Genomic DNA, 20,451 nt, shown 5'->3' with positions numbered 1-20,451 from the left:
AGAGCGACCCGGGGTCGGTCCCGTAGTCAGAATTCGAGAACGATGCGGCCCCGCGTCCCACCGGCCTCCAGCAGCCGGTGGGCCTCGGCCGCCCGCGCGGCGGGAAGGGTGCGGGCCACCCTCAGGGTCAGAACACCGCTCTCGGCCTGGCGCCGCAGGGTGTTAAGCCGGGCGCGGTCACTGACGTAGTCGGGGACGTAGATCACGCGGTAGGAGAGCGAACGCCGACGCAGTTCGGCGGGGCTGACGGCTCGTGAGTCCTCGTCACGCAGTACGGCCACTCCGCCGCCATCGCCGATGGCGGGCGCCAGGCGCGCCGAGCCGATGAGGGCCGCGTCGACTATCCCGTCCACGCCGCCGGGTACGGCATCCAGGATCCGATCGGCGATGTCGTCCCCCCTGGGGACCACGACGTCCGCGGACAGGGACCGCACCAACTCCTCATCGGCGGGCGCGGCGTCCGCGACGACATGCAGCCCGTCGGCCTTGGCCAACTGCACCACGTACCCGCCCACCACACCGGCGGCACCGGTGACGGCGAGAGTCCGGCCGGGCGCGAGATCCAGCCGGTCGAGGGCCAGGCGCGCGGTGAGGCCGTTCATCGGCAGGGTCGCCGCCCGGACGTGGCCGGCCCCGGCGGGTGCCGGGGCCACCGAGGAGACGGGCAGCACGAGATATTCGGCGTAGGCCCCGCCCTCCGGCCTGATCGGCATGACCATCGCCATCACGTGGTCCCCGAGCCGCAGGTCGGTGTCCGCACCCTCACCGATCTCGTCCAGCACCCCGGCGGCTTCCATCCCGGGGATGTGGGGAGGCTCGACGGCGCCCAGGTCGATCATCCCGCTGCGCAGGAGCGTGTCCCCCGGGTTGACGGTGGCGGCGTGCACGCGGATCCGCACCTCTCCCGGGCCGGCATGCGGTTCGGCCAGGGAGAAGGTGCGCAGGACCTCCGGCCCGCCGAAACTGGTCAGCCCTACAGCCTTCATGGTCGTCTCCTCGGATCGAGCTGGTGCGTCGGTGGGGCGTTCACTGTTGCCCGGCACACGTTTCCGTAAAATTTTTTGATCGTACATTCCATTTTCCGCCCATGCGCATACGCACTCAGCGGTCCCGGCCGCCTCAGCCGAGGGAGTCCAGGGCCACCTCGGCGGAGGCCATCAGCGCGCGGCGGTCAGGGTTGATCGAGCCCATCACCCGCAGCCCCTGCATCACCGACAGCAGGAACCGGGCCACGTCCCGGGCGTCCCGGGCGCTGCCGAGCTGACCCTGGGCCTGCGCCTCGGCCACGACCTCGCACAGCGCGTCCTCCAGCGACGAGGCCGTCGCACGGAGATGCGCGGCGACCTTCGGGTCGTGCGCGACCCGCTCCGCCGAAGCGCCCACGATCAGACAGGCGCGCCTGCTGCCATCGCGCACGACCTCGTCCACCACGCCCACCAGCACCTCGCGCAGCAGCTCACGAGCCGGAGCTCCGCAGCGCAGGATGTCCACCAGGGGGGTCGCGTACATCAGGCGGTAGCGGTCCAGGGCGGCCAGATAGAGGCCCTCCTTGCTGCCGAACGCCGCGTACAGCGAACCGCGCCCCACGCCGGTCGCGTCGACCAGGTCCTGCACCGAGGTGCCCTCGTAGCCCTTGCGGCGGAAGGCATTCATCGCCGCGTCCACCGCCGCCTCGGTGTCGAACTCCCTGATCCGCGCCATAGCCGCACCGTACGCCAATCAGGAATGAGCGGTCAAGATTCAATGACGGTCATCGAACAAGAAGATTTTTTGACTATACGTTCCACATAGTGTTCCCTGTCGGCAGCCGCGGACCCTCTCGATCGGGGCCGCGGACCCTGTCCCCGTACGTCCGGCCCTCGCGGGGGCCGCCCACGGAAGGAACCCGGCATGCCCGGACCCGAATCCCCATCCGCGACGACGCGGCAGCTGGCCGACATTCAGGACATCCAGCAGCTCAAGGCCCGCTACTTCCGCTATATCGACACAAAGCAGTGGTCGAAGCTGGCGGCGCTGTTCACCGAGCGCCCCACCATTGACGTCGGCGCGAAATACCACAGCGGCACAGAGCTCGCGGAGCGGACGGCGGCGCTGATCGGTGATGCCCCAACCGTCCATCAGGGTTTTCTGCCGGAGATCAGCGTGAACGGCGACCACGCGTCCGGGATATGGGCGATGGAGGACCACGTCAGCTTCCCGCCCGGCTCACCCCGGGAGTCCGGCTTCCACGGCTACGGCCAGTACCGCGACACCTACCAGAAGATCCACGGCCGCTGGTACATCTCCAGCACCGTACTGTCCCGGTTCCGGGTGGACCCCGTCCCCAACTGGACGCCCCCGGCCACGGCACCGAAGAAGTGACCACGGAACCCCACAGGAGTGACAGCATGACCCCCATCGGTGTCGGCATCATCGGCGGCAGCCGGGGAGGCTGGGCCTCCCTCAGCCATATCCCCGCGCTGAAGGCACATCCGGACTTCGAACTGCGCGCCCTCAGCACCTCGCGCCGCGAATCCGCGCGGGCCGCCGCGGAGGAGTTCGAGGTGGAGGCCGCCTTCGACCACTACGCCGACCTCATCGCCCATCCGGGTGTCGACGTCGTGGTGGTGGCGGTCAAGGTCCCCCATCACCGGGAACTGATCTCGGCGGCGATCGACGCGGGCAAGACCGTCTACGCCGAATGGCCCCTCGCCCTGGACCTGGCGGAGGCCACCGAGCTGACCCGGCGCGCCGAGGCCGCCGGAGTGCGCACCGCGATCGGTCTGCAAGGCCGCTACCACCCCGCGCTCCGTTACGCCCGCGCGCTGATCGAGGACGGCCGGATCGGCCGGGTGCTCGGTACCACCCTGGTGGCTTCCGGCATGGTCTGGAACGGGGAGACCACACGCTCCCACGCGTACTGGTACGACCGGACGCGGGGCGCCACACCTCTTGCGGGCGCCGCCCTGCACGCCGTCGACGCGCTCAACGTGACGCTCGGCGAACTGGTCCATCTGTCGGCGAACCTGGTCCTCGGACGCACGGAGGTGACCGTGACCGACGACCGGAACGCCGTCCTGCCGGTGACCGCCCCGGACCAGATCTCCCTCATCGGCACCCTGGAGTCCGGCGCGGCGGCCTCCGTCTTCTACCGCGGCGGCCGCTCCCGCGGTGACAACTTCCGCTGGGAGATCAACGGCACCGACGGCGACCTGGTACTGACCTCCGCCTGGGGCAACATCCAGGTCGCCGACCTCACGCTCCATGCCGGGTTCGGCGCCGACACACAGGTGTCCCCGCTCGAGGTGCCCGCCGAGTACTCCGCCGACATCCCCGACGGCCTCACCGGCCCCGCCCGGAACGTCGCCGCCCTCTACACACACCTGGCACAGGACCTCCGGGACGGGACCCACACCGTCCCCGACTTCGCCCACGCCCACTCGCGCCACCGGCTCATGGATGCCATCGAGCGGGCAGCGCCCGGACAGACGGCGGCGTGAACGCCGCGGGCGCCGGCTCGCGGCGAGGGCTCCCCTCGCCGCGCGGCGAGGGGAGAGGGCCCCTGCTCGTCATGACGGCGACAGCAGCACCTGATCGATGACATGGCGCGCGTTGGCCGCCATCGTCGGGTTCGTCTCGCGGTAGTACGGAAGCTGGATGAGCGCCATGCTCAGGGCCCAGCCGCGGCCCCGGGTCCAGGTGGCGTCGTCCACGTCGAGCGCGGTGCGGAAGTCCTTCCGTACCGGCGCCGGGAGCAGATTCCAGGCCGGGATCAGATCGCAGGCGGGGTCGCCCACCCCGGCGGTTCCGAAGTCGATGACCGCGCTCAGCCGGCCGTCCGCGACCAGCAGGTTGCCCGGCATCAGATCGGAGTGCACCCACACCGGTGGCCCGTCCCAGCCGGGCGCCGCCAGCGCCTGCTCCCATGCGGTGGCCGCCGCCCCGGTGTCGATCGTCCCGCGCAACCGGCCCAGCGCGGTGCGGGTTTCCTCGTCCACCTCCCGCAGCGGTCCGCCCCGGTAGGCGGGCGGACCCTCCGCGGGCTCGATACCGCGCAGCGCGATGATGAACTCCGCGAGATCGGCGGCGAGCCGCCCGGGCCGGGCGACCCGCCCCTCCCGCGGGTTCTCCCCGTCGAGCCAGCGGTGCACGGTCCACGGCCAGGGGAATCCGTCGCCCGGCGCGCCCTCGCCGAGCACCGTGGGGATGGGGACCGGCAGCGCGGGGGCGAGCCGTGGCAGCCAGTGGTGCTCCCGCTCCACGTCCCCGGCGCCGCCCGCGATCCTCGGCAGCCGTACGGCGAGGTCGCCACCGAGCCGGAACAGGGCGTTGACGGTGCCCGACGAGGCGAACCGTTCGATGGGCAGCTCCGCCCACCGGGGGAACTGCGCGGCGAGCAGCCGCCGTACGAGAGCCACGTCGATGGGCCGTTCGTCGGCGTGCATCGTGCTCGCGCTCATCGGCACCGCCCTTCCTGAGTCGTGTGGGACACCACTACGCGCCAGGGGAGGGCCCGGCGGCAACCCAATTTGCCCGGAGGGCATCAGGGGGTGCCCGGCGGGTGGAGACACCTGCGGCGAACGCCCCCTCCCCGCCCCTTCCCGCAGCACCGATATGCGGCTCCGCCGCGTGACAGAGATCCGCCCCAGCCCCCGGCCCCGAGGGCGAAGCCCCATCCAGCCCCTCCGGCGCTTGAGGAGCGGGGCCGGGGGCGGAGCCCCGGTTTCGGGAAGGGGCGGGGAGGGGAAAAGTCCGCCCCTGTCCGGGCTCAGAGCCAGCGCGGAGCGTCGACGCCCAAGCGGCCGGGCGGACGGGCCCAGTCCAGTGAGCCGTCCAGGGAGCCGTCCGGGGAAGCGATCGGCGAGCAGGCGTACCGCAGCATGCCGAGGCCCGACGCGGCCTCGGCCAGCCAGGGCGCCGGGTCGTAGGCGGGGCCGCCGCCCCGGGGCACGGGAGCTATATCGTGCAGAAGCCAGGACGCCGTGCCCGCCAGCGAGAGCCGCAAATGACCCCCGCCGCCCACCTCCTGCCGCTCCGTCAGTCCCCGCAGCACCCCCGCCGCCAGCAGATAGCCGGTGCCGTGGTCGAGCGCCTGGGCGGGCAGCACACCGGGGTGACCGTCGGCGTCGGTGTCGGCGTCGGCCTTCGCCTCGACCGCGGCGATCCCGGTCGCCGCCTGGACCAGACTGTCGAAACCGCGCCGCCCGACCCAGGGCCCGGACCAGCCCCATGCGCACAGCTGGGCGACGATCAGCCCGGGGTGACGCTCCAGCAGGGCGTCCGGGGCGAGGCCGAAGCGGTCGAGCGCACCGGGGCGGTAGCCGGTGACCACCACATCGGCGTCGGCGAGCAGCGCCTCGAAGGTCCGGCGGCCTTCAGGCGCGCCGAGGTCGAGTGCGGCGGAGCGCTTGCCGAAGCCGGTGTCGGCGTGTGCGTCCGGGTCCTCGGGCAGCCCCGGGGAGTCGATGCGCAGCACATCGGCGCCCAGCAGCGCCAGGGTGCGGGTGGCCACCGGCCCGGCGATGACCCGGGTCAGATCGAGCACGCGCACGCCGCGCGCGGGCAGGGCCGCCTCCGGAAGCGGGCGCGGGCACGGGGCGCCCTCCCCCATCCGCCGGGACTCGATCAACGGCAGCCCGGCAAGCGGGATCTCGCTCTCGCCGGGCTCCGCCACGGCCACGGCCAGCCCGCCCGCCGCATATACGGTCTCCTGGATCACCCGGGCGGGGCGGGCCACGAGCACCGCCGCGAGCTCGTCCGGCCCGCTGTCGCCGGGCAGGCCGAGGGCGGTGAGCAGCCGGTCGCGGTGGTGCGGGTAGTTGGCGTGCGTACGGACCCAACCGTCGGCCACGCGCCAAAAGCCGGACAGCGGGGCGAAGTTGGTGGGCTTCCGGCCGTCGATACGAAGGTGCCGTTCGCTGACGAACGCGGTGGCGACGGCGCCCTCGTCGACCCGTACCGCCGGAACGGCCCCGCCGGAGCGCCGCGCGCCCAGTTCGGCGGCGGCCAGCGAGCACACGCCCACGGTGGCGCGGGCCAGCTCGGCCACGGGCAACCGGGCGGGCAGTCCCCCGCTCACCGCGCGGTATGCCACGTTCCCCAGCAGCGCCGGATCGCCGCCGAGGGCACTCCAGGCGTGGGCGGTGGCGGGGTCCGGTGGTGCGTCGCTCCTCGTCATGCGCTCATTGTGCGCCGCGGCTCCGGCCCGCCCCGCGGCGAGTGCCCCGCCCCCTCCTCCTGATCGGGGACGGAGAGGGCGGGCCGTACACGGTAGGTGGTGGGCCTATGCGGCGCCCGCCCGGCGGTAGAGGTCGAGGGCCTCATTGCCGAGGGTCGGGTGGTATTCGTTCGCACCGGCGCTGACGCTGATGTTGCCGATCAGATAGCCCCCGCCGCCCGAGAAGTCGGCGAGGAAGCCACCTCCGCTGGACCCTCCGGTCTGGACGCAGTCGATGCCCCACATCGTGGAGCCGGGGCGGCCCGCGTCGGGGAACTCATTGCCCTCGCAGTGGTTCAGCCGCTCGCCGTTGCCCTCGGCGGCGGAGCCTCCGTAGCCGAAGGAGTGGACATGGCGGCCGGTCTGCGAGTTGAAGGCGATGCCCTGCGCGCCCACGGTCTCGGCCAGAGTGCGGCCGTTCAACGTGTTCATGACGGCGAAGGCGTAGTCCCAGTTGGCGTTGCCCCGCGTGGAGACGTACTGGGGCTCCCAGAAGAGGCTGCGGGCGGAGAAGGTGCCGTAGGGGCGGTTGCCGCCTGTGTAGCCCGGGATGAAGACCCAGTTGCGGTAGCCCGTGCCGGTGGCCGCGTCCACGACGCAGTGGCCGGCGGTGAGCACGACGGACCGGTTGTCGCTGTTGGCGACGGTGGCCGAGCAGGCGAAGGTGCCGCCCGAGGCGTTCTGGAAGAAGACCTTGCCCGCCGTGGTACTGATCAGGCCGCCGCCGGTCCAGGCGGTGGGGGACGTGGCCCGGGTGGAGGGCGCGGAGGTGGCGGCGGCGGGACCCGGGAGCGGGGGCACACTCACCCGCTCGCCCGTGGTGGGTGGGGCGGTCGCGAGTTTCGCGGTGCGGGCGGCGGGCAGGGCGGTGACGTCCTGGGCGGCGCGCAGCCGGTCCGTCGTCCAGAAGCGGGCGGCGGCGCGCTGCTCCTCGGTGGAGACGGAGGTTCCGGCTCCCTTGGCGGAGGGGGACGGGGCAGGGGCCGCGTGGGCGGCGGTCCAGCTGAGGGTGGCGAGAGTGAGGGCGCTGAATAAGGTGGCGACACGTCTCATGCGGTGAGCTCCAAGTCCGTTGGAGGTACCCGAGAGCGTCGGACAACGTTGTCTGACGCTGGTCGCCGGTAGAGTGCCACGACTGGTCCAGACCTGCCATGGTGCCGGACGTCACAATTAGGGATCCCCCTAGCCGGGACGGTCCCTCCAACGCGCTCCTAACGCGAGCCCGCCGGGGCCAGGGTCGCCTCGATGCCCGCCACGACGGTGCGCGACCCCTCCTCGAAGCGCGCCTCGTAGTCCTGGAACAGGTCCGCGCTCACCTCCGCCGACAGCTCGTAGCCCTCGGCGGCCATGCGCTCCTCGCGCTCGGTGACGTCGTAGCCCGGGGCCCGCTCGCCCGGCGGGGGCTCGACCGACAGGGGCGGGCGACCGGGCCCCGGACGCCCCGTGCGCACTGCCGGACGGGACACCCGTCCGCCTCTTCGACGTGCTGCGAGGGCCGCACTTCACCCTGCTGGTCCTCGGCGACGCGACACCGCCGCCCACCGACTTCGGGGGCCTCGCCCCCACCCTGGCGGCGGCCGAACGCCTGCACACCATCCGCGCCGGCGGCCCGAACCCCGACCTCCTGGACCCGGACGGCCACCTAGCCGCCGCCTACGGCCCCGGCCCGGCCGCCTTCCTCATCCGCCCGACGGCCATGCCTGCTGGGCGACGGACGACGCGCGGGGACGACTGCCCACTCGCTGAGCGCGACACCCGCCCCACGGCGGCAAGCGACTCGTGCCACCGGCGGGGGGCCGCAAACGACGGGACGGGAGGGGCCGCACCCCACCCGGCACCCGGCCCCGGGGCCGAATACCGAGTGCGGACCGTGGGCGCCTGGGGCGGAAAGTCCCCCACCCCGCCCCTTCCCGAAACGAGGGACTCTGCCCCTCGCCCCCGCCGGGGCTCAGCCCCGGACCCGCTCCTCAAACGCCGGAGAGGCTGAACTCCCGCCACCGGCGGGGAGCCACGAATGAGACGGGAGGGGCGGGGACGCAGGGGCGGTGTCCTGGACGCTTTCGCATATGTGTGGCGCCAACCCCCGGCCCACCCCACGCCCCCGGGCACCGGCCCCGTAAATATGCGGTCCAGGGCGCCGTACCGGAGGCCCCGCCCCCGGCACACCCACCACACAACGGACCGCGCACCCCAGCACCCCAGCACCCCAGCACCCCAGCACCCCAGCACCCCAGCACCCACCGTGCACCCGCACAGGGCACGATCAGTTGGCGAAGTCCAGCAGCACCTTGCACGACCGACTGCGGTCAGCCGCCTGGCCGAACGCCTCCACCGCCTCCCGCGCCGGCCGCACCCCGCTGATCAACGCGTCGAACGACGGCTCGGCCGCCAACAGCCGCAACGCGTCGTCGAACTCGGCGTGGAACCGCAGCGCGCCGCGCAGCTCGATCTCCCGGGCGACCAGCAGGTTCCCGGCGAACGGGCTCTGCCCGGGGGGCAGCATGCCGAGCTGCACCACCACACCGCCGCGCCGCACCCGGCGCAAACAGGTGTCGAGCCCAGCCGCAACGCCCGACGCCTCGATCGCGACATCCATCTCGTCCGAGGGCCAGTTCGGGTCGTCCGGATCGTCGGCCCGTACGCAGGCCGTCGCCCCGGCCGCCGCCGCGAACTCCAGGGCGCGGGGCAGCAGATCGGTCGCCGTGATGGTCGCCGCGCCCGCCGCGCGGGCCGCCGCGATGGTCAGGCAGCCGATCGGACCGGCGCCCGTGACCAGCACATGGCGGCCCTTCACCGCTCCCGCCCGCCGCACCGCGTGCAGCGCCACGGCCAGCGGTTCGGCAAGCGCGGCCCGGCGCGGCTCCAGCCCCTCGGGCAGGGCCCGGAGCTGCACCGCCGGGACGGCGATCTGGGAGGCGAAGCCGCCCTGGACATGCGGGGTGCGCGCGGCGCTGCCCAGATAGCGGGTGTCGCGGCAGACGTTGGCGCGGCCGTCGGAGCACTCCGGGCACACCCCGCACGGGGTGGCCGGATGGACGGCGACCGGGGTGCCGACCGCGGGTCCGGTCGCGCCCTCGCCGTACGCCACGACCGTGCCGACGACCTCGTGCCCGAGCACCATAGGCTCCTGGAGTCGGAAGTCGCCCACCCCGCCGTGCCGGTGGTAGTGGAGATCCGATCCGCAGATCCCGCCGTACCGGATCGCCACGAGCGCCTGTCCTGGCGCCGGTTCCGGCTCGGGGAGTTCCTCGAGCCGCAGATCACCCTGCCCGTGGATCACACAGCCCAGCACCATCCGCCCAGCCTCCTCAAGTGGTTTCGCGAGGTTTACAGAACGCTCGTCATGCCGCCGTCGACATACAGGACCTGTCCGCTCACGAAGTCCGCGGCGGGCGAGGCGAGATAGAGCAGCGCGCCGACCAGGTCCTCGGTGCGGCCCCAGCGCCCGGCCGGGGTCCGGCCGCGCACCCAGGAACTGAACTCCTCGTCCTCGACCAGCGGCCGGGTCAGCTCGGTCTCGATATAGCCGGGGCCGAGCCCGTTGACCTGGATCCCGTACCGGCCCCAGTCCGCGCACATGCCCTTGGTGAGCATCTTCAGCGCGCCCTTGGTCGCCGCGTAGGGGGCGATTCCGGGGCGGACCACCTCGCTCTGCAGTGAGCAGATGTTGACGATCTTGCCGTGGCCGCGTGGGGTCATTCGCCGGGCGGTCTCCCGGCCCACCAGGAAGGCGCTGGTGAGATTGGTGTCCAGAATCTGCCGCCAGGCGTCGTCGGTGAACTCCAGCAGGGGCGCCCGGTTCTGCATCCCGGCGTTGTTGACCAGGATGTCGAGCGGGCCCACCCGCTCTTCCACATCGGCGATACCGGCGGCCACGGCCGGACCGTCGGTGACGTCGAACGCGGCGGTGTGCACCCCCGCGTCGGCGCCGCCCAGCTCGGCGGCGGCCTTCTCGAGGGCGTGCGGATCGCGCCCGTTGAGCACCACCGTGCAGCCGGCCTCCACCAGACCGCGCGCGAGGGCGTGGCCGATGCCCCGGCTGGAGCCGGTGACCAGCGCGGTGCGGCCCGCGATGTCGAAGAGCGGATGCGTCGTCATGACGTACGTACCTCTCCGGTGCTCACGTCACCAGTTCCTAGATCACCAGGGACAGCAGCAGGACGAAGACGAGCCCGACGACGGAGATGATCGACTCCATCACCGACCAGGTCCGCACCGTCTGTCCCACGCTCATCCCGAAGTACTCCTTGACCAGCCAGAATCCCGCGTCGTTGACATGACTGAAGAAGAGCGACCCGGCACCGATGGACAGCACCAGCAGCGCCACATGGGTGCTCGACATATCGGCGGCCAGCGGGGTCATCAGCCCGGCGGCCGAGATCGTGGCCACCGTCGCGGAGCCGGTGGCGAGGCGGATGGCGACCGCGATCAGCCAGGCGAGCAGCAGCGCGGAGACGTTCCAGTCCTGCGAGATATCCATGATCATCTTGCCGACGCCGATGTCGATCAGCGTCTGCTTGAAGCCGCCGCCCGCGGCGACGATCAGCAGCATTCCGGCGATCGGCGCGAGCGAGTGCTCGACGGTGGAGGAGATCCGGTCCCGGGTGAAGCCCGCGGCCCGGCCGAGGGTGAACATGCCCACGATCACCGCGGCCAGCAGCGCGATCAGGGGAGCGCCGATGACATCGGCGACCCGCTGGACGCTGTTCTCCGGGTCGTCCACCACGATGTCGACCAGCGCCTTGATCAGCATCAGCACGACCGGGAGCAGCACGGTGAGCACGGTGACGCCGAACCCGGGACGCCGCTCCAGTTCCTCCGACGGCCGCGTGGGCATCAGCCGGTCCGGCGGGGTGACATGCACCCAGCGGTCGGCGACGCGCGAGAAGACCGGGCCCGCGATGATGGCGGTGGGCACGGCGATGAGGACGCCGAGCGCCAGGGTGATCCCCAGGTCGGCGTGGACCGCGTCGATCGCGGCGAGCGGGCCGGGGTGCGGCGGCACCAGGCCGTGCATCACGGACAGGCCCGCGAGCGCCGGGATGCCGATGCGCATCAGGGAGAAGTTGCCGCGCTTGGCGACCAGCAGCACCACCGGGATCATCAGCACCATGCCGACCTCGAAGAAGAGCGGCAGCCCGATGATCCCCGCGATCAGCACCATCGCCCAGGGCATCGTCCGGTTACTCGCCTTGGCGAGGATCGTGTCGACGATCTGATCGGCGCCCCCGGAGTCGGCGAGCAGCTTGCCGAGGATCGCGCCGAGCGCGATCAGCACGCCGACGCCCGCGACGGTCGACCCGAGGCCGGCCGAGAAGCTGGTGATGACCTTGTCGAGCGGGGCTCCCGCGACGGCGCCGAGCGCCAGTGAGCCGATCGTCAGCGACAGAAACGCGTGCAGCTTGGTCTGGGTGATGAGGAGGACGAGAACGGCTATGCCGACGAGGACGGCTATGCCGAGCTGTGCGTGACCTGCCGACGTGATCGGGTCGACGGTGTCCGCTGCCAGCATCTCGACGCTGAGTCTGGTCACGGGAGTTTCCTAACCTGCGTTACTGGTGTTCGAGCCGCCGCAGTTCGGCGGCGGCCCGCTCGGTGATGAGCTCGGGTTCCGGGCCGACGTCCACGGCGACGCCGTACTCGTCCGGCTGCAGCGGTTCGAGCGTGGCGAGCTGGGAGTCGAGCAGTTCCCCGGAGAAGAAGTGGCCCTTGCGCTCCTTCATCCGCTCGGCGATCAGCTCGCGGTCGCCGGTCAGATGGAGGAAGACGATGCCGGGCGCGGCGGACCGCAGCCGATCGCGGTACTTCCGCTTGAGCGCGGAGCAGCTCACCACGCCCCCGCCCGCGGCGTGGTCATGGGCCCAGGCACCTATGGCGTCCAGCCAGGGGCGCCGGTCGTCGTCATCCAGCGGGGTCCCGGCCGACATCTTGGCGATGTTGGCCGGCGGGTGGAAGTCGTCGGCCTCGGCATACGGGACGCCGAGCCCCTCCGCCAACAGGGGGCCGACCGTGGTCTTGCCCGTTCCGGACACTCCCATGACCACGACAACCTGGGGGGCGTGCATTGTGTGAAACCTCGCTGTCTTCTTCGACCTCGGCGCCGGGGACACTCAACCCCACAGATACGACGTATTCAAGAGTCCGTGACTTAAAAGTCATACTTATTTGAGGAGTGGGTCGCCGCGTAGGCTGAGCGCATGGACGAACAGGGGCCCCAGGGCCGTGGTCAGAGGCCCAGGCCCCAAGGGCTGCACGACCGGCTCCTGGAGTCCCTCGGCCCCGCGATCACGGGGGGCGACTATCCGCCGGGCACCGTCCTGCGCACCGATGAGCTGGAGCGGCGCTACGACGTCTCGCGCACGGTCGTCCGGGAGGCGGTGCGGGTCCTGGAGTCCATGCACCTGGTGGAGTCCCGCCGCCGGGTCGGGGTGACGGTCCGCCCCACCGAGGAGTGGGACGTCTTCGACCCCCAGATCATCCGCTGGCGCCTGGCCGGCCCCGACCGCCCCCGCCAGCTCCGCTCCCTCACCGCCCTCCGCTCAGCTATCGAACCCGCCGCCGCCGCGCTGGCCGCCGAGCACGCCACGCCGGAGCAGTGCGCCGAGCTCACCGAGCACGCCCTCAACATGGTCGCCACCTCACGCGGCCAGCAGCTGCCCGCGTACCTGATCCACGACGTCGCCTTCCACCGCGTGATCCTGCGCGCCTCGGGCAACGAGATGTTCGCCCGCCTGGGCGACGTCGTCGCCGAGGTCCTGACCGGCCGCACCCAGCACCGCATCATGTTCACCGACCCCGACCCGGAGGCGGTCACCCTCCACGTCCGCGTGGCCGAAGCGGTCCGCGCGGGCGACGCGGAGGCGGCGGAGCGCTATACGCGGGAGATCACGGTGGGGGCCCTGCGGGAGCTGGACATCCTGGCGCCCTGAGGACAGCGGGGCCCGCACCCGGAGCACCTCCGCGTGAACACCGGGTCTTCGAGGTCCGGTTCACCTCAGCGGTCCAACGAGTCCCAGAGATCGGTGAGCACCTGGGCACCACGGCCGGGGTCCTGGGTCATCCACCAGTGGCCGAGCCCGCCCAGCGTCGCGGTCCCGGCGCCGGCCCGCCGCGCCGCGCGGCACCGCTGTGCGACGGTCCCGACAAAGCGGTCCTCGGTGGCGAGCAGGGCGAGGCCCGGCCGCTGCGCCGCGCGTTCGAGGTTCCGGCCCAGCTCGGCCATCACCGGTTGGGCGGCTGATCGGTAGAGCGAGTGCGCGGCTGGCCCCATCGCCTCGTCCTGGCCCACCGCGACCCGCCTCGCGACCGGCTCGCCCATCGACAACCTCCTGGGACTCCGGCGCCGCCGGAACCAGATGACCCGTGTCCTCGAGGCCGTGCCGTTCAGCCGCGGATCAGCCGACGCGGCGTAGGACCAGGCCCCGCCCGATGTGCGCTACGTCTCACCCGTGGGCTGTTACAACGGATGCGCCGCTGGTGTCTCGAGGCCGAGTCCATAACGCGAGAAAGAGATCATGAACGGGACCGTCGAGGTGGTCGTGATCGGCGGCGGGTACGGGGGCGTGACGGCGGCCAACAGCCTGGCTCGGCGCGATGGCGTATCGGTGACCCTGGTCAATCCGCGTCCGCACTTCGTCTCGCGGATCCGCCTGCACCAGCTCGTGACCGGCTCCGATGACGCGGTCGAGGACTTCGGTGGGGTTCTGGGCGGGAAGGTCCGGCTGATGGTCGACACCGCGACCCGGATCGACGCTGCCGAGCGCCAGGTGTCGCTGGCGGGCGGTGGCACGGTCTCATACGACCACCTCGTCTACGCGGTGGGCAGCGGCGCCGCCGATCCCGGCGTGCCCGGAGCGGCGGAGTTCGCTCATTGGGTGTCGGACCTCGAGGGGGCGGAACGACTCCGGTCGGCGCTGGCCGCGACGCCGGCGTCGGCTCCGGTGGCTGGGCCTTCCGCGTGGAGAACGGCCGCGTCACCGGCCACTATTACGTCCGCAACCCCGAAAAGCTCACCCGCGTCGAGTCGGAGACCCCCCTCACCTCCCGCTGACCGTCCCCTACGACGCCGGGGCCGCGGGGGCGGGCGCCGGTGGCGGCCGGTGCGCCCGGGTCAGATCTGGTTCTCGCCTCCGTCGACATAGAGGTTGGCGCCGAGGATGAAGGCGCTCTGCTCGGAGGCGAGGAACGCCACGAGCGCGGCGACCTCCTCGGGGCGTCCCATCCGGCCGATCGCGGCGGTCGTGGCGAGGTGCCCCCTGGCGTCGGCCGCGTTCTCCTCGCCGAAGAGGTCCGTGATCCCCGGGGTGTCGATCGGCCCCGGCGAGACCGCGTTGACCCGGATGCCGCGGCCCTTGAGTTCGTTGGCCCAGGTCCGCGCGAAGGAACGGATCGCGGCCTTGGACGCCGCATACGCGCCGAATGCCTCCGTGCCGTTGTCGGCGGCGGTGGAAGCGTTCAGGATCACCGAGGCGCCGTCGTTGAGCAGCGGCAGCGCCTTCTGCACGGTGAACAGCGTGCCCCGCACATTGACGGCGAAGGTCCGGTCGAGGTGCTCCTCGGTGACCTCCTCCAGTGTCGCGAACGCGGCGGTCGCCGCGTTCGCGAAGACCACGTCCAGACCCCGGCCCCGGGCGCGGACCGCGTCGTAGAGCCGGTCCAGGTCGGCCAGGTTCGTGACGTCCCCCGCCACGGCGGTGGCCCCCGCCGGGCCGATGGCCTCAACAGCCGCGTCCAGCTCCGCCTTCCGCCGACCGGTGACGAACACGTGCGCGCCCTCGGCCGCCAGCCGTACGGCGGTGGCCCGGCCGATCCCGGTGCCGCCACCGGTGATGACGGCGGTCTTGCCCTCAAGCTGTCCCATGTCAATAACCTCCGCAGATTTCTGTACCGCTCGGTACTGAAGGCGAGCGTAGCGCACTTCTGCACCGACCGGTACTGAAGAGGTATGCTGCCTGCCATGAACGTGCGGCAGAAGGCACCGATCGGCCGACCGAGGGGTTTCGACGCCGACGAGGCCCTCGAACGTGCCATGCGGGTCTTCTGGGAGCAGGGCTACGAAGGCGCCAGCCTCACTGACCTGACCAGCGCCATGGGCATCACCCGCACCAGCATGTACGCGGCCTTCGGCAACAAGGAGGATCTGTTCCGCAAGGCCCTGGAGCGCTACACCGAGGGCCCCGCCGCGTACGCGGAGCGGGCCATGCGGGAACCGACCGCCCGGCAGGTGGCCACCGCGTTCCTGGACGGCTCCGTCCGGGCCAACACCCGCCCCGGCTGCCCGGCCGGATGCCTCGGCGTCCAGGGCTCCCTCGCCGCCGGCGACCCCGGACGCAACGCCCGCGAAGCCCTCACCGCCTGGCGCAACGAGGGCACGGCCCGCCTACGCGACCGGTTCCGGCGGGCCGTCGACGAAGGCGACCTGCCACCCGACACCGATCCCGGAGTGCTCGCCCGCTACCTCATGACCGTGGCGAACGGCATGGCCGTCCAAGCGGCCAGCGGCGCTACGCGTGACGACCTGCAGCAGGTGGCCGACATGGCGCTGCGCAACTGGCCGCCCGTATAGGTGTCCGACGGATCGCCACGATCCCGGACGTCACCAGATGTCCGGTGTCGGGATCGCCCGACTGAAGTCGCCACCACGCAGTGCGTCGGCGGGAATCGACCAGTGCATCCAGCCGCCGTCGCCGCCGATCCACCACTCGTCCTGCCCGGACAACTGAAGCAAGTGGTGGTAATGGCTCGAATCTTCGCCGTCCGGCAGCGTCGGCGAGGATCCCGTGGGGAACAGCGGCCAGCCGAAGGCCATGTCCTCGGCGTGGAGCGCATACGGCTGCTCCGACCAGCCGGGGAGCAGGTCGGTAATCTCGTAAACGGGCATGCGGTCGACCACGGATCCCAGGTCGACCGTGTCCCAGGCCGGGTCCCACGTGTCGGGGAAGGCGAACCCGGGTGACGCCGCCCACGCGACCGGCTCGAAGACGCTCGACCGGGCCGGTGCGTCCGTCTCCACGGCGTGGGCGGAACGGGCCGGGATGACCGCCCCCAGCCGCGGGTCGGTGAGGTCCATCTTGAGCGACACTTCAAGGGCGGCGGGATCGCACCGCTCCGATTCGGAGTCGAGGGAGAAGAAGTTCAGCAAGCCCGTCCCAGTGGGGAGAAGGCCACCGAGCCAGGGGGCCAAGGCGTCGGTGTCAAGGACGGCGAGCAGGCTCAGCGGTACGCCCTCACAGTCCGGCCACGGCGTGCCCGGCTCGAGCATCGCCCGGCCACCGAATCGACTGTGTCCGGCCACCTCGCCCGGCCCGGCCTCGGCGAGCTCGAAACCGGGCCGGGCGAGACGTACGAGGCGCGCGGCCAAGGGGGCGCCGAGTCGCTCGGCACAGAAGTCATGCAGGGCGGAAAACGTAGCCTCAGGGTCCATCCGGGAAGTCAAACACCCACCAGTGACAGGCGGGTCACCTCGGGTCCCGATCTCCGCCCACACCGCCTTGCCGATCAACTCGGGTACGACACCCCACCGGTCGGCCAACTCATCGACCAGCAGCAGCCCGTGCCCGCACTCGCGCGGCGCCTCGGGCCAGCAACGACTGCGTAGAGGTCGCCGCGACCCCCGCCACCATCCACATCCGCGACTCCAGGAACCCCAACGGCCCCCAACTCGCCGTCACCCCCACCGCCTGGACCGCGTTCGTGACCTACGCCAGCAACAGCTAGGGGCCCGACGGACCGTGTCGCCTGCGGCGGGCTGCTCCCCTCCCGGCCCCTTCCCGGCAGCGGGAAGGGGCGGGGAGGGGAAAGACCCACCGGTCACCCCTAGTCGCGGCGGGCGCCGACCGGCTGATCGTTCCGCAACCGCTCGAAGAGCCGCTTCGCCCGCCCCTGGTCCCACTTCAGCGCGTCGCCCTTGGACGTGGCGACCCCGCGACCAGCCACGGGGACGTTCAACCGGTTGCCGCTGCCGCCCGAGACCCGCTTCATCGCCTTGAACAAAGACACCAGCGTCCGCAGGTCCGTGTCCTTGTCCACGATGAGCGTGTCGAGGCCCGCGCCGACGGTCGGCAGGGACTTCCACGGGACGAAGACCTGGTCCGGCTGCGCGGCCCGCTTTGCCAGCGCGGACAGGAACTTCTGCTGGTTCTGGCTGCGGCCGAGGTCACCGTTGGCCTCCTGGTGGCGCTGGCGGACGAAGGCCAGGGCCTGGCGGCCGTCCAGCATCTGACAGCCCGCCTTCAAATCGGCGCCCGACTTCTTGTCCTTGACGGGCTTGTCGAGGCACATCCGGACGCCGCCCACCGAGTTGACCACGTTGACGAAGCCCGCGAAGCCGATCTCCGCGTAGTGGTCGATCCGCAGCCCGGTGTTGTACTCGATGGTGCGCACCAGCAGTTCGGGACCGCCCAGCGAGAACGCGGCGTTGAGCTTGTTCTTCGACGGCCCGGGACGCTTACCGGTCATGGGGTAGGTGAACGGCGGGAGGGTCACCCATGAGTCACGCGGCAGGCTCACCATCGTGGCGCCGTGGGCGCCGGTGTGCAGCACCATCATGGAGTCGGTGCGGCGGCCCTCGGCCGAGCCGGTGTGCAGCGTCTTCTTGTCGTCCGGGGAGAGGCCGTCACGGCTGTCGGAGCCCACGATGAGGTAGTTGGTGCCCTTGCCCGGCGCGGGGCGGTGCTCGACCTTGGCCAGGTCGACGTCGTTGTTCAGCTGGGACCAGGCCCAGCCGTACGTGGAGGCGGCCCCGACCAGGACCACCGCGAGCACGACGACCACCGTGCGTCGCAGCCGCCGGGGCCACCGGCGGCCGGGGGCGGGCTCGTCGGCGTCGTTCGACATGGTTCTCCGTCCCCTGCTCATGACAGACCCTGACGCGCGGCCGGTCCGACCGTCCGCTGTTCCCCGGCGGAGCCGCTCCGCTGCATGCGGTGCCAGCGCAGCCGGGTACCGAACAGGGCGCTGACCACGGACTGGATGATCACGAGGTACATCAACTGCCGGTAGACGAGGAGCTGGAAGGGCATCGCCCACAGCGCCCGCAGCCGTTCCTTGTCCAGCCGCAGCGCGTATCCGGCGCCGAGCAGCTGCACCACGAGGAAAACGAGCCACACCCCGATCGACTCCAGGGGATCGGCGAACGCCACGCCGTACAGGGCGAAGACGTCCACGATAGGGGCGAGCAGCGGCAGCACCACCTGGAAGAGGAGGAGGTAGGGCAGCGCTCGGCGGGCGAAGCGCCCGGCCGGGCCGACCTCGCGGAGGGCGCGGCGGTGCTTCCACATGGCCTGGAGCGTGCCGTAGCACCAGCGGTACCGCTGCCGCCACAGCTGGCGCAGGGAGGTGGGCACCTCGGTCCAGGCGATCGCGGACTCCTCGTACACCACCCGCCAACCGGCCCGCCACAGGGCCATCGTGAGATCGGTGTCCTCGGCGAGAGTGTCCTCGCTGACCCCACCGACGCCCATCAGCGCGTCCCGCCGGAAGGCGCCGATCGCGCCGGGCACGGTCGGCATGCACTCCAGCACCTCGTACATCCGGCGGTCGAGGTTGAAGCCGAAGACGTACTCCAGATGCTGCCACCGGCCCAGCATCCGACGGCGATTGCCCACCTTGGTGTTGCCGCTCACCGCGCCGATGGCCGGGTGGGCGAGCGGCTGGATGAGCTGGTGGATGGCCTCCGGTTCGAAGACGGTGTCGGCGTCGACCATCACCACGATGTCGTACTGGGCGTGGACCAGGCCGGTGTTGAGGGCGGCCGCCTTGCCCGCGTTGGGCTGGCGGATCACCGAGACGCGGGGATCGTCGATCCAGGTGGCGAGGTCCGCGGTCTGGTCGGTCGAGCCGTCGTCGATCACGATGATCTGAAGCCATCGGTGAGTGGAGGCGAGCAGTGACCGCACGGTGGTCTCGATGCCCGCCTCCTCGTTGTAGGCGGGGACGAGCACCGTCACCGGCTCGTTGACCTCGCGCAACCTGGGCGAGCCGGGCCGGAAGCGGTGCAGGCGCCGGACATGGGCCCGCGCGAAGAAGACGATCAGCACCAGCCGCAGCAGGGCCAGTGCGCCCGCGATGCCCAGCACCCAGGTCATGCCCTGGACGAAGCCGTGCCCGATCGCCTGGACCTGGAGCAGCGCCTTGCCCTGCAACTCGCCGACGGTGGAGGCGGGGGTGCTGAGCGGGGCCTGGCCGAGCCCCTCGGACACCGTCGTGTACTTCTCGATCTTCCGGTTCCGGAAGAGCTTCTTGATCTCGCTGTAGGCGCTGTCCGTCTGGCTGTACTGCTGGACGACACCCTGCTCCGGCTTCCGCTCCGGCCGGTCGGCCGCCACCAGCAGATACCCCTGCTCGGCGGCGCGTCGGGCGGCCGTCCACTCGCCGCCGCACATCGTGTCGGCCTGGCTGGTGAGTGGCAGCCGCAGCAGTTTGGTGGTGGTCCCCGCGCTGCCCGCCAGCGCCGTCTGGGTGAGGGACAGCTCCAGCCGGGTGCGCACGGCGGAAGCCGAGCCCAGGTCGGAGCCGGTGTAGGTGAGCGAGCCGATCTCATGGCCCGCGTCGCGGATGCGGCGCACCAGTTCGGGGTGGCGGGCCGCCTGGACGCCGGAGAGGAAGAAGGTGGCGTGCGCGTGATGGGTGCGCAGCAGGTGCAGCAGCCGTGGGGTCCATACGGGGTCTGGTCCCCCGTCGAAGGTGAGGGCGACGGTGCGAGCCGGCATCCCGGCCGTCTGCACCCTGCCGCCGTCGATGCGCACCACCGGTTTCCCGGTGTCGGCCACCTTCGGGATGGGACTCGTACAGGGGCGGCGCGTCGGCTGGGAGGCGACCTCGTGGGTGGTCCAGCCTTCGAACACCAGTGCGGCGGCGACCGCGGAGACGACGACGATCAGCAGCAGCCAGTGGCCGCGCGGCTCGGGGCGGTGTGCGTGCCTGCTCACCAGGGGCCGCCCCGGGACGGTGAGTCTGCGACAAGGGGGTCGGTCACCACGGTCCCGAAGGTGTACGAACTGGGCCAGGGCTCCGCGGTCGGGGCGCTGCCGGTGGTGGACCGCTCGGCGGTCCTGGGCGGCTCCTGGTCGTCCTGCCACAGCACACCGGACAGGGCCGCCACGAGCAGCAGCAGATAACCGACGCAGGCACAGCCGACGGCCAACGCCGCGAGCGCCAGAAGCTGCCTCCGGCCGCCGGAGGCATTGACGAATATCTGACCCTTCTGTTTTCTTCTCCGACGCTTTTCGGTCACCCTCTTCACCATGTGGCGGAAG

The 20,451-nt window shown here is 71.7% G+C and carries 20 protein-coding genes and 3 pseudogenes; 7 read left to right on the top strand and 16 right to left on the bottom strand.

Going from position 1 to position 20,451, the window contains the following annotated elements; all coding sequences use genetic code 11:
- Nucleotides 1–26: 26 nt before the first annotated feature.
- Together ACFYOY_RS17760 and ACFYOY_RS17755 are read right to left on the bottom strand one after the other, a co-directional pair.
- Entirely contained in the window at nucleotides 27–986 is a 960-nt protein-coding gene (locus ACFYOY_RS17760) for an NADP-dependent oxidoreductase (protein WP_351881158.1), read from the bottom strand.
- Between the two features lie 133 nt (nucleotides 987–1,119).
- A complete protein-coding gene (locus ACFYOY_RS17755; protein ID WP_351881161.1) occupies nucleotides 1,120–1,701 on the bottom strand; it encodes a helix-turn-helix domain-containing protein in 582 nt (193 codons plus the stop codon).
- A gap of 189 nt (nucleotides 1,702–1,890) precedes the next feature.
- Between ACFYOY_RS17755 and ACFYOY_RS17750 the strand changes: the two genes are divergently transcribed.
- A complete protein-coding gene (locus ACFYOY_RS17750) occupies nucleotides 1,891–2,361 on the top strand; it encodes a nuclear transport factor 2 family protein (protein ID WP_388587916.1) in 471 nt (156 codons plus the stop codon).
- Nucleotides 2,362–2,387: 26 nt separating this feature from the next.
- Nucleotides 2,388–3,479: a Gfo/Idh/MocA family oxidoreductase gene (locus tag ACFYOY_RS17745; RefSeq protein ID WP_351881167.1), complete on the top strand. Its 1,092-nt coding sequence runs from the start codon at nucleotides 2,388–2,390 to the stop codon at nucleotides 3,477–3,479.
- A gap of 69 nt (nucleotides 3,480–3,548) precedes the next feature.
- Here the strand turns inward: ACFYOY_RS17745 and ACFYOY_RS17740 are convergent, their stop codons facing one another.
- The 8 genes from ACFYOY_RS17740 to ACFYOY_RS17705 form a co-directional block, all read right to left on the bottom strand.
- Nucleotides 3,549–4,439 carry an aminoglycoside phosphotransferase family protein gene (locus ACFYOY_RS17740; protein ID WP_351881170.1) on the bottom strand — a complete coding sequence of 297 codons (891 nt, stop codon included), beginning with the start codon at nucleotides 4,437–4,439 and terminating at the stop codon, nucleotides 3,549–3,551.
- A 308-nt stretch (nucleotides 4,440–4,747) separates the two neighbouring features.
- A complete protein-coding gene (locus ACFYOY_RS17735) occupies nucleotides 4,748–6,157 on the bottom strand; it encodes a CoA transferase (RefSeq protein WP_351881173.1) in 1,410 nt (469 codons plus the stop codon).
- A gap of 105 nt (nucleotides 6,158–6,262) precedes the next feature.
- A complete protein-coding gene (locus tag ACFYOY_RS17730) occupies nucleotides 6,263–7,249 on the bottom strand; it encodes a hypothetical protein (RefSeq protein WP_351881175.1) in 987 nt (328 codons plus the stop codon).
- A gap of 158 nt (nucleotides 7,250–7,407) precedes the next feature.
- Entirely contained in the window at nucleotides 7,408–7,662 is a 255-nt protein-coding gene (locus ACFYOY_RS17725; protein ID WP_388587912.1) for a hypothetical protein, read from the bottom strand.
- Nucleotides 7,663–8,459: 797 nt separating this feature from the next.
- A complete protein-coding gene (locus ACFYOY_RS17720; RefSeq protein WP_351881181.1) occupies nucleotides 8,460–9,491 on the bottom strand; it encodes an L-idonate 5-dehydrogenase in 1,032 nt (343 codons plus the stop codon).
- A gap of 32 nt (nucleotides 9,492–9,523) precedes the next feature.
- Complete coding sequence (locus ACFYOY_RS17715) at nucleotides 9,524–10,294, bottom strand: SDR family oxidoreductase (protein WP_351881184.1); 771 nt, start codon at nucleotides 10,292–10,294, stop codon at nucleotides 9,524–9,526.
- A gap of 37 nt (nucleotides 10,295–10,331) precedes the next feature.
- Nucleotides 10,332–11,729, bottom strand: a complete 1,398-nt coding sequence (locus ACFYOY_RS17710) for a gluconate:H+ symporter (protein WP_351881187.1) — start codon at nucleotides 11,727–11,729, stop codon at nucleotides 10,332–10,334.
- Between the two features lie 19 nt (nucleotides 11,730–11,748).
- Nucleotides 11,749–12,261 carry a gluconokinase gene (locus tag ACFYOY_RS17705; protein WP_351881190.1) on the bottom strand — a complete coding sequence of 171 codons (513 nt, stop codon included), beginning with the start codon at nucleotides 12,259–12,261 and terminating at the stop codon, nucleotides 11,749–11,751.
- A 132-nt stretch (nucleotides 12,262–12,393) separates the two neighbouring features.
- Between ACFYOY_RS17705 and ACFYOY_RS17700 the strand changes: the two genes are divergently transcribed.
- Nucleotides 12,394–13,125 (top strand): FCD domain-containing protein, encoded by a 732-nt coding sequence (locus tag ACFYOY_RS17700; RefSeq protein ID WP_351881193.1) that lies wholly within the window; start codon nucleotides 12,394–12,396, stop codon nucleotides 13,123–13,125.
- Nucleotides 13,126–13,190: 65 nt separating this feature from the next.
- On the opposite strand, the gene ACFYOY_RS17695 is transcribed toward ACFYOY_RS17700, so the two are convergent.
- Nucleotides 13,191–13,514: a hypothetical protein gene (locus tag ACFYOY_RS17695; protein ID WP_351881195.1), complete on the bottom strand. Its 324-nt coding sequence runs from the start codon at nucleotides 13,512–13,514 to the stop codon at nucleotides 13,191–13,193.
- A 196-nt stretch (nucleotides 13,515–13,710) separates the two neighbouring features.
- On the opposite strand from ACFYOY_RS17695, the pseudogene ACFYOY_RS17690 reads away from it, so the two are divergent.
- Both ACFYOY_RS17690 and ACFYOY_RS17685 read left to right on the top strand, forming a co-directional pair.
- A pseudogene (locus tag ACFYOY_RS17690) lies at nucleotides 13,711–14,178 on the top strand (FAD-dependent oxidoreductase); the annotation flags it as partial.
- Nucleotides 14,142–14,246: pseudogene (locus ACFYOY_RS17685) on the top strand (RNA polymerase subunit sigma-24); the annotation flags it as partial. The pseudogenes ACFYOY_RS17690 and ACFYOY_RS17685, both read left to right, overlap by 37 nt.
- Before the next feature lie 60 nt (nucleotides 14,247–14,306).
- On the opposite strand, the gene ACFYOY_RS17680 reads toward ACFYOY_RS17685, so the two are convergent.
- Nucleotides 14,307–15,056 (bottom strand): SDR family oxidoreductase, encoded by a 750-nt coding sequence (locus ACFYOY_RS17680; RefSeq protein WP_351881198.1) that lies wholly within the window; start codon nucleotides 15,054–15,056, stop codon nucleotides 14,307–14,309.
- 96 nt (nucleotides 15,057–15,152) lie between these two features.
- Between ACFYOY_RS17680 and ACFYOY_RS17675 the strand changes: the two genes are divergently transcribed.
- Nucleotides 15,153–15,761: a TetR/AcrR family transcriptional regulator gene (locus ACFYOY_RS17675; RefSeq protein ID WP_351881201.1), complete on the top strand. Its 609-nt coding sequence runs from the start codon at nucleotides 15,153–15,155 to the stop codon at nucleotides 15,759–15,761.
- Between the two features lie 30 nt (nucleotides 15,762–15,791).
- Here ACFYOY_RS17675 and ACFYOY_RS17670 read toward each other — a convergent pair whose 3' ends face one another.
- Nucleotides 15,792–16,619: a DUF1963 domain-containing protein gene (locus ACFYOY_RS17670; protein ID WP_351881204.1), complete on the bottom strand. Its 828-nt coding sequence runs from the start codon at nucleotides 16,617–16,619 to the stop codon at nucleotides 15,792–15,794.
- Nucleotides 16,620–16,789: 170 nt separating this feature from the next.
- Between ACFYOY_RS17670 and ACFYOY_RS17665 the strand changes: the two are divergent.
- Nucleotides 16,790–16,912 (top strand): annotated as a pseudogene (locus ACFYOY_RS17665) (DUF397 domain-containing protein); the annotation flags it as partial.
- A 99-nt stretch (nucleotides 16,913–17,011) separates the two neighbouring features.
- Here the strand turns inward: ACFYOY_RS17665 and ACFYOY_RS17660 are convergent.
- Genes ACFYOY_RS17660 through ACFYOY_RS17650 form a run of 3 tightly spaced genes read right to left on the bottom strand, consistent with a single transcriptional unit; the run spans nucleotide 17,012 to nucleotide 20,429 of the window.
- Complete coding sequence (locus ACFYOY_RS17660) at nucleotides 17,012–18,031, bottom strand: LCP family protein (protein WP_388587904.1); 1,020 nt, start codon at nucleotides 18,029–18,031, stop codon at nucleotides 17,012–17,014.
- A 17-nt stretch (nucleotides 18,032–18,048) separates the two neighbouring features.
- Complete coding sequence (locus ACFYOY_RS17655; protein ID WP_388587902.1) at nucleotides 18,049–20,124, bottom strand: bifunctional polysaccharide deacetylase/glycosyltransferase family 2 protein; 2,076 nt, start codon at nucleotides 20,122–20,124, stop codon at nucleotides 18,049–18,051.
- Nucleotides 20,121–20,429 carry a hypothetical protein gene (locus ACFYOY_RS17650; RefSeq protein ID WP_351882282.1) on the bottom strand — a complete coding sequence of 103 codons (309 nt, stop codon included), beginning with the start codon at nucleotides 20,427–20,429 and terminating at the stop codon, nucleotides 20,121–20,123. Before ACFYOY_RS17650 ends, ACFYOY_RS17655 begins: the two co-directional genes overlap by 4 nt.
- Nucleotides 20,430–20,451: the final 22 nt, after the last annotated feature.

It is taken from the genome of Streptomyces sp. NPDC007875, from assembly GCF_042868035.1.
GTDB lineage: Bacteria > Actinomycetota > Actinomycetes > Streptomycetales > Streptomycetaceae > Streptomyces > Streptomyces antimycoticus.
The sequence above is the reverse complement of the archived record's forward strand: the minus strand, read 5'-3'. Positions and strand labels throughout refer to the sequence as shown.

Coding starts and splice junctions, on each gene's coding strand:
- ACFYOY_RS17680 (WP_351881198.1), bottom strand. CDS start 15,056: ATGGGACAGCTTGAGGGCAAGACCGCCGTCATCACCGGTGGCGGCACC.
- ACFYOY_RS17705 (WP_351881190.1), bottom strand. CDS start 12,261: ATGCACGCCCCCCAGGTTGTCGTGGTCATGGGAGTGTCCGGAACGGGC.
- ACFYOY_RS17720 (WP_351881181.1), bottom strand. CDS start 9,491: ATGGTGCTGGGCTGTGTGATCCACGGGCAGGGTGATCTGCGGCTCGAG.
- ACFYOY_RS17755 (WP_351881161.1), bottom strand. CDS start 1,701: ATGGCGCGGATCAGGGAGTTCGACACCGAGGCGGCGGTGGACGCGGCG.
- ACFYOY_RS17750 (WP_388587916.1), top strand. CDS start 1,891: ATGCCCGGACCCGAATCCCCATCCGCGACGACGCGGCAGCTGGCCGAC.
- ACFYOY_RS17730 (WP_351881175.1), bottom strand. CDS start 7,249: ATGAGACGTGTCGCCACCTTATTCAGCGCCCTCACTCTCGCCACCCTC.
- ACFYOY_RS17745 (WP_351881167.1), top strand. CDS start 2,388: ATGACCCCCATCGGTGTCGGCATCATCGGCGGCAGCCGGGGAGGCTGG.
- ACFYOY_RS17660 (WP_388587904.1), bottom strand. CDS start 18,031: ATGTCGAACGACGCCGACGAGCCCGCCCCCGGCCGCCGGTGGCCCCGG.
- ACFYOY_RS17760 (WP_351881158.1), bottom strand. CDS start 986: ATGAAGGCTGTAGGGCTGACCAGTTTCGGCGGGCCGGAGGTCCTGCGC.
- ACFYOY_RS17715 (WP_351881184.1), bottom strand. CDS start 10,294: ATGACGACGCATCCGCTCTTCGACATCGCGGGCCGCACCGCGCTGGTC.
- ACFYOY_RS17740 (WP_351881170.1), bottom strand. CDS start 4,439: ATGAGCGCGAGCACGATGCACGCCGACGAACGGCCCATCGACGTGGCT.
- ACFYOY_RS17675 (WP_351881201.1), top strand. CDS start 15,153: ATGAACGTGCGGCAGAAGGCACCGATCGGCCGACCGAGGGGTTTCGAC.
- ACFYOY_RS17695 (WP_351881195.1), bottom strand. CDS start 13,514: ATGGGCGAGCCGGTCGCGAGGCGGGTCGCGGTGGGCCAGGACGAGGCG.
- ACFYOY_RS17700 (WP_351881193.1), top strand. CDS start 12,394: ATGGACGAACAGGGGCCCCAGGGCCGTGGTCAGAGGCCCAGGCCCCAA.
- ACFYOY_RS17670 (WP_351881204.1), bottom strand. CDS start 16,619: ATGGACCCTGAGGCTACGTTTTCCGCCCTGCATGACTTCTGTGCCGAG.
- ACFYOY_RS17735 (WP_351881173.1), bottom strand. CDS start 6,157: ATGACGAGGAGCGACGCACCACCGGACCCCGCCACCGCCCACGCCTGG.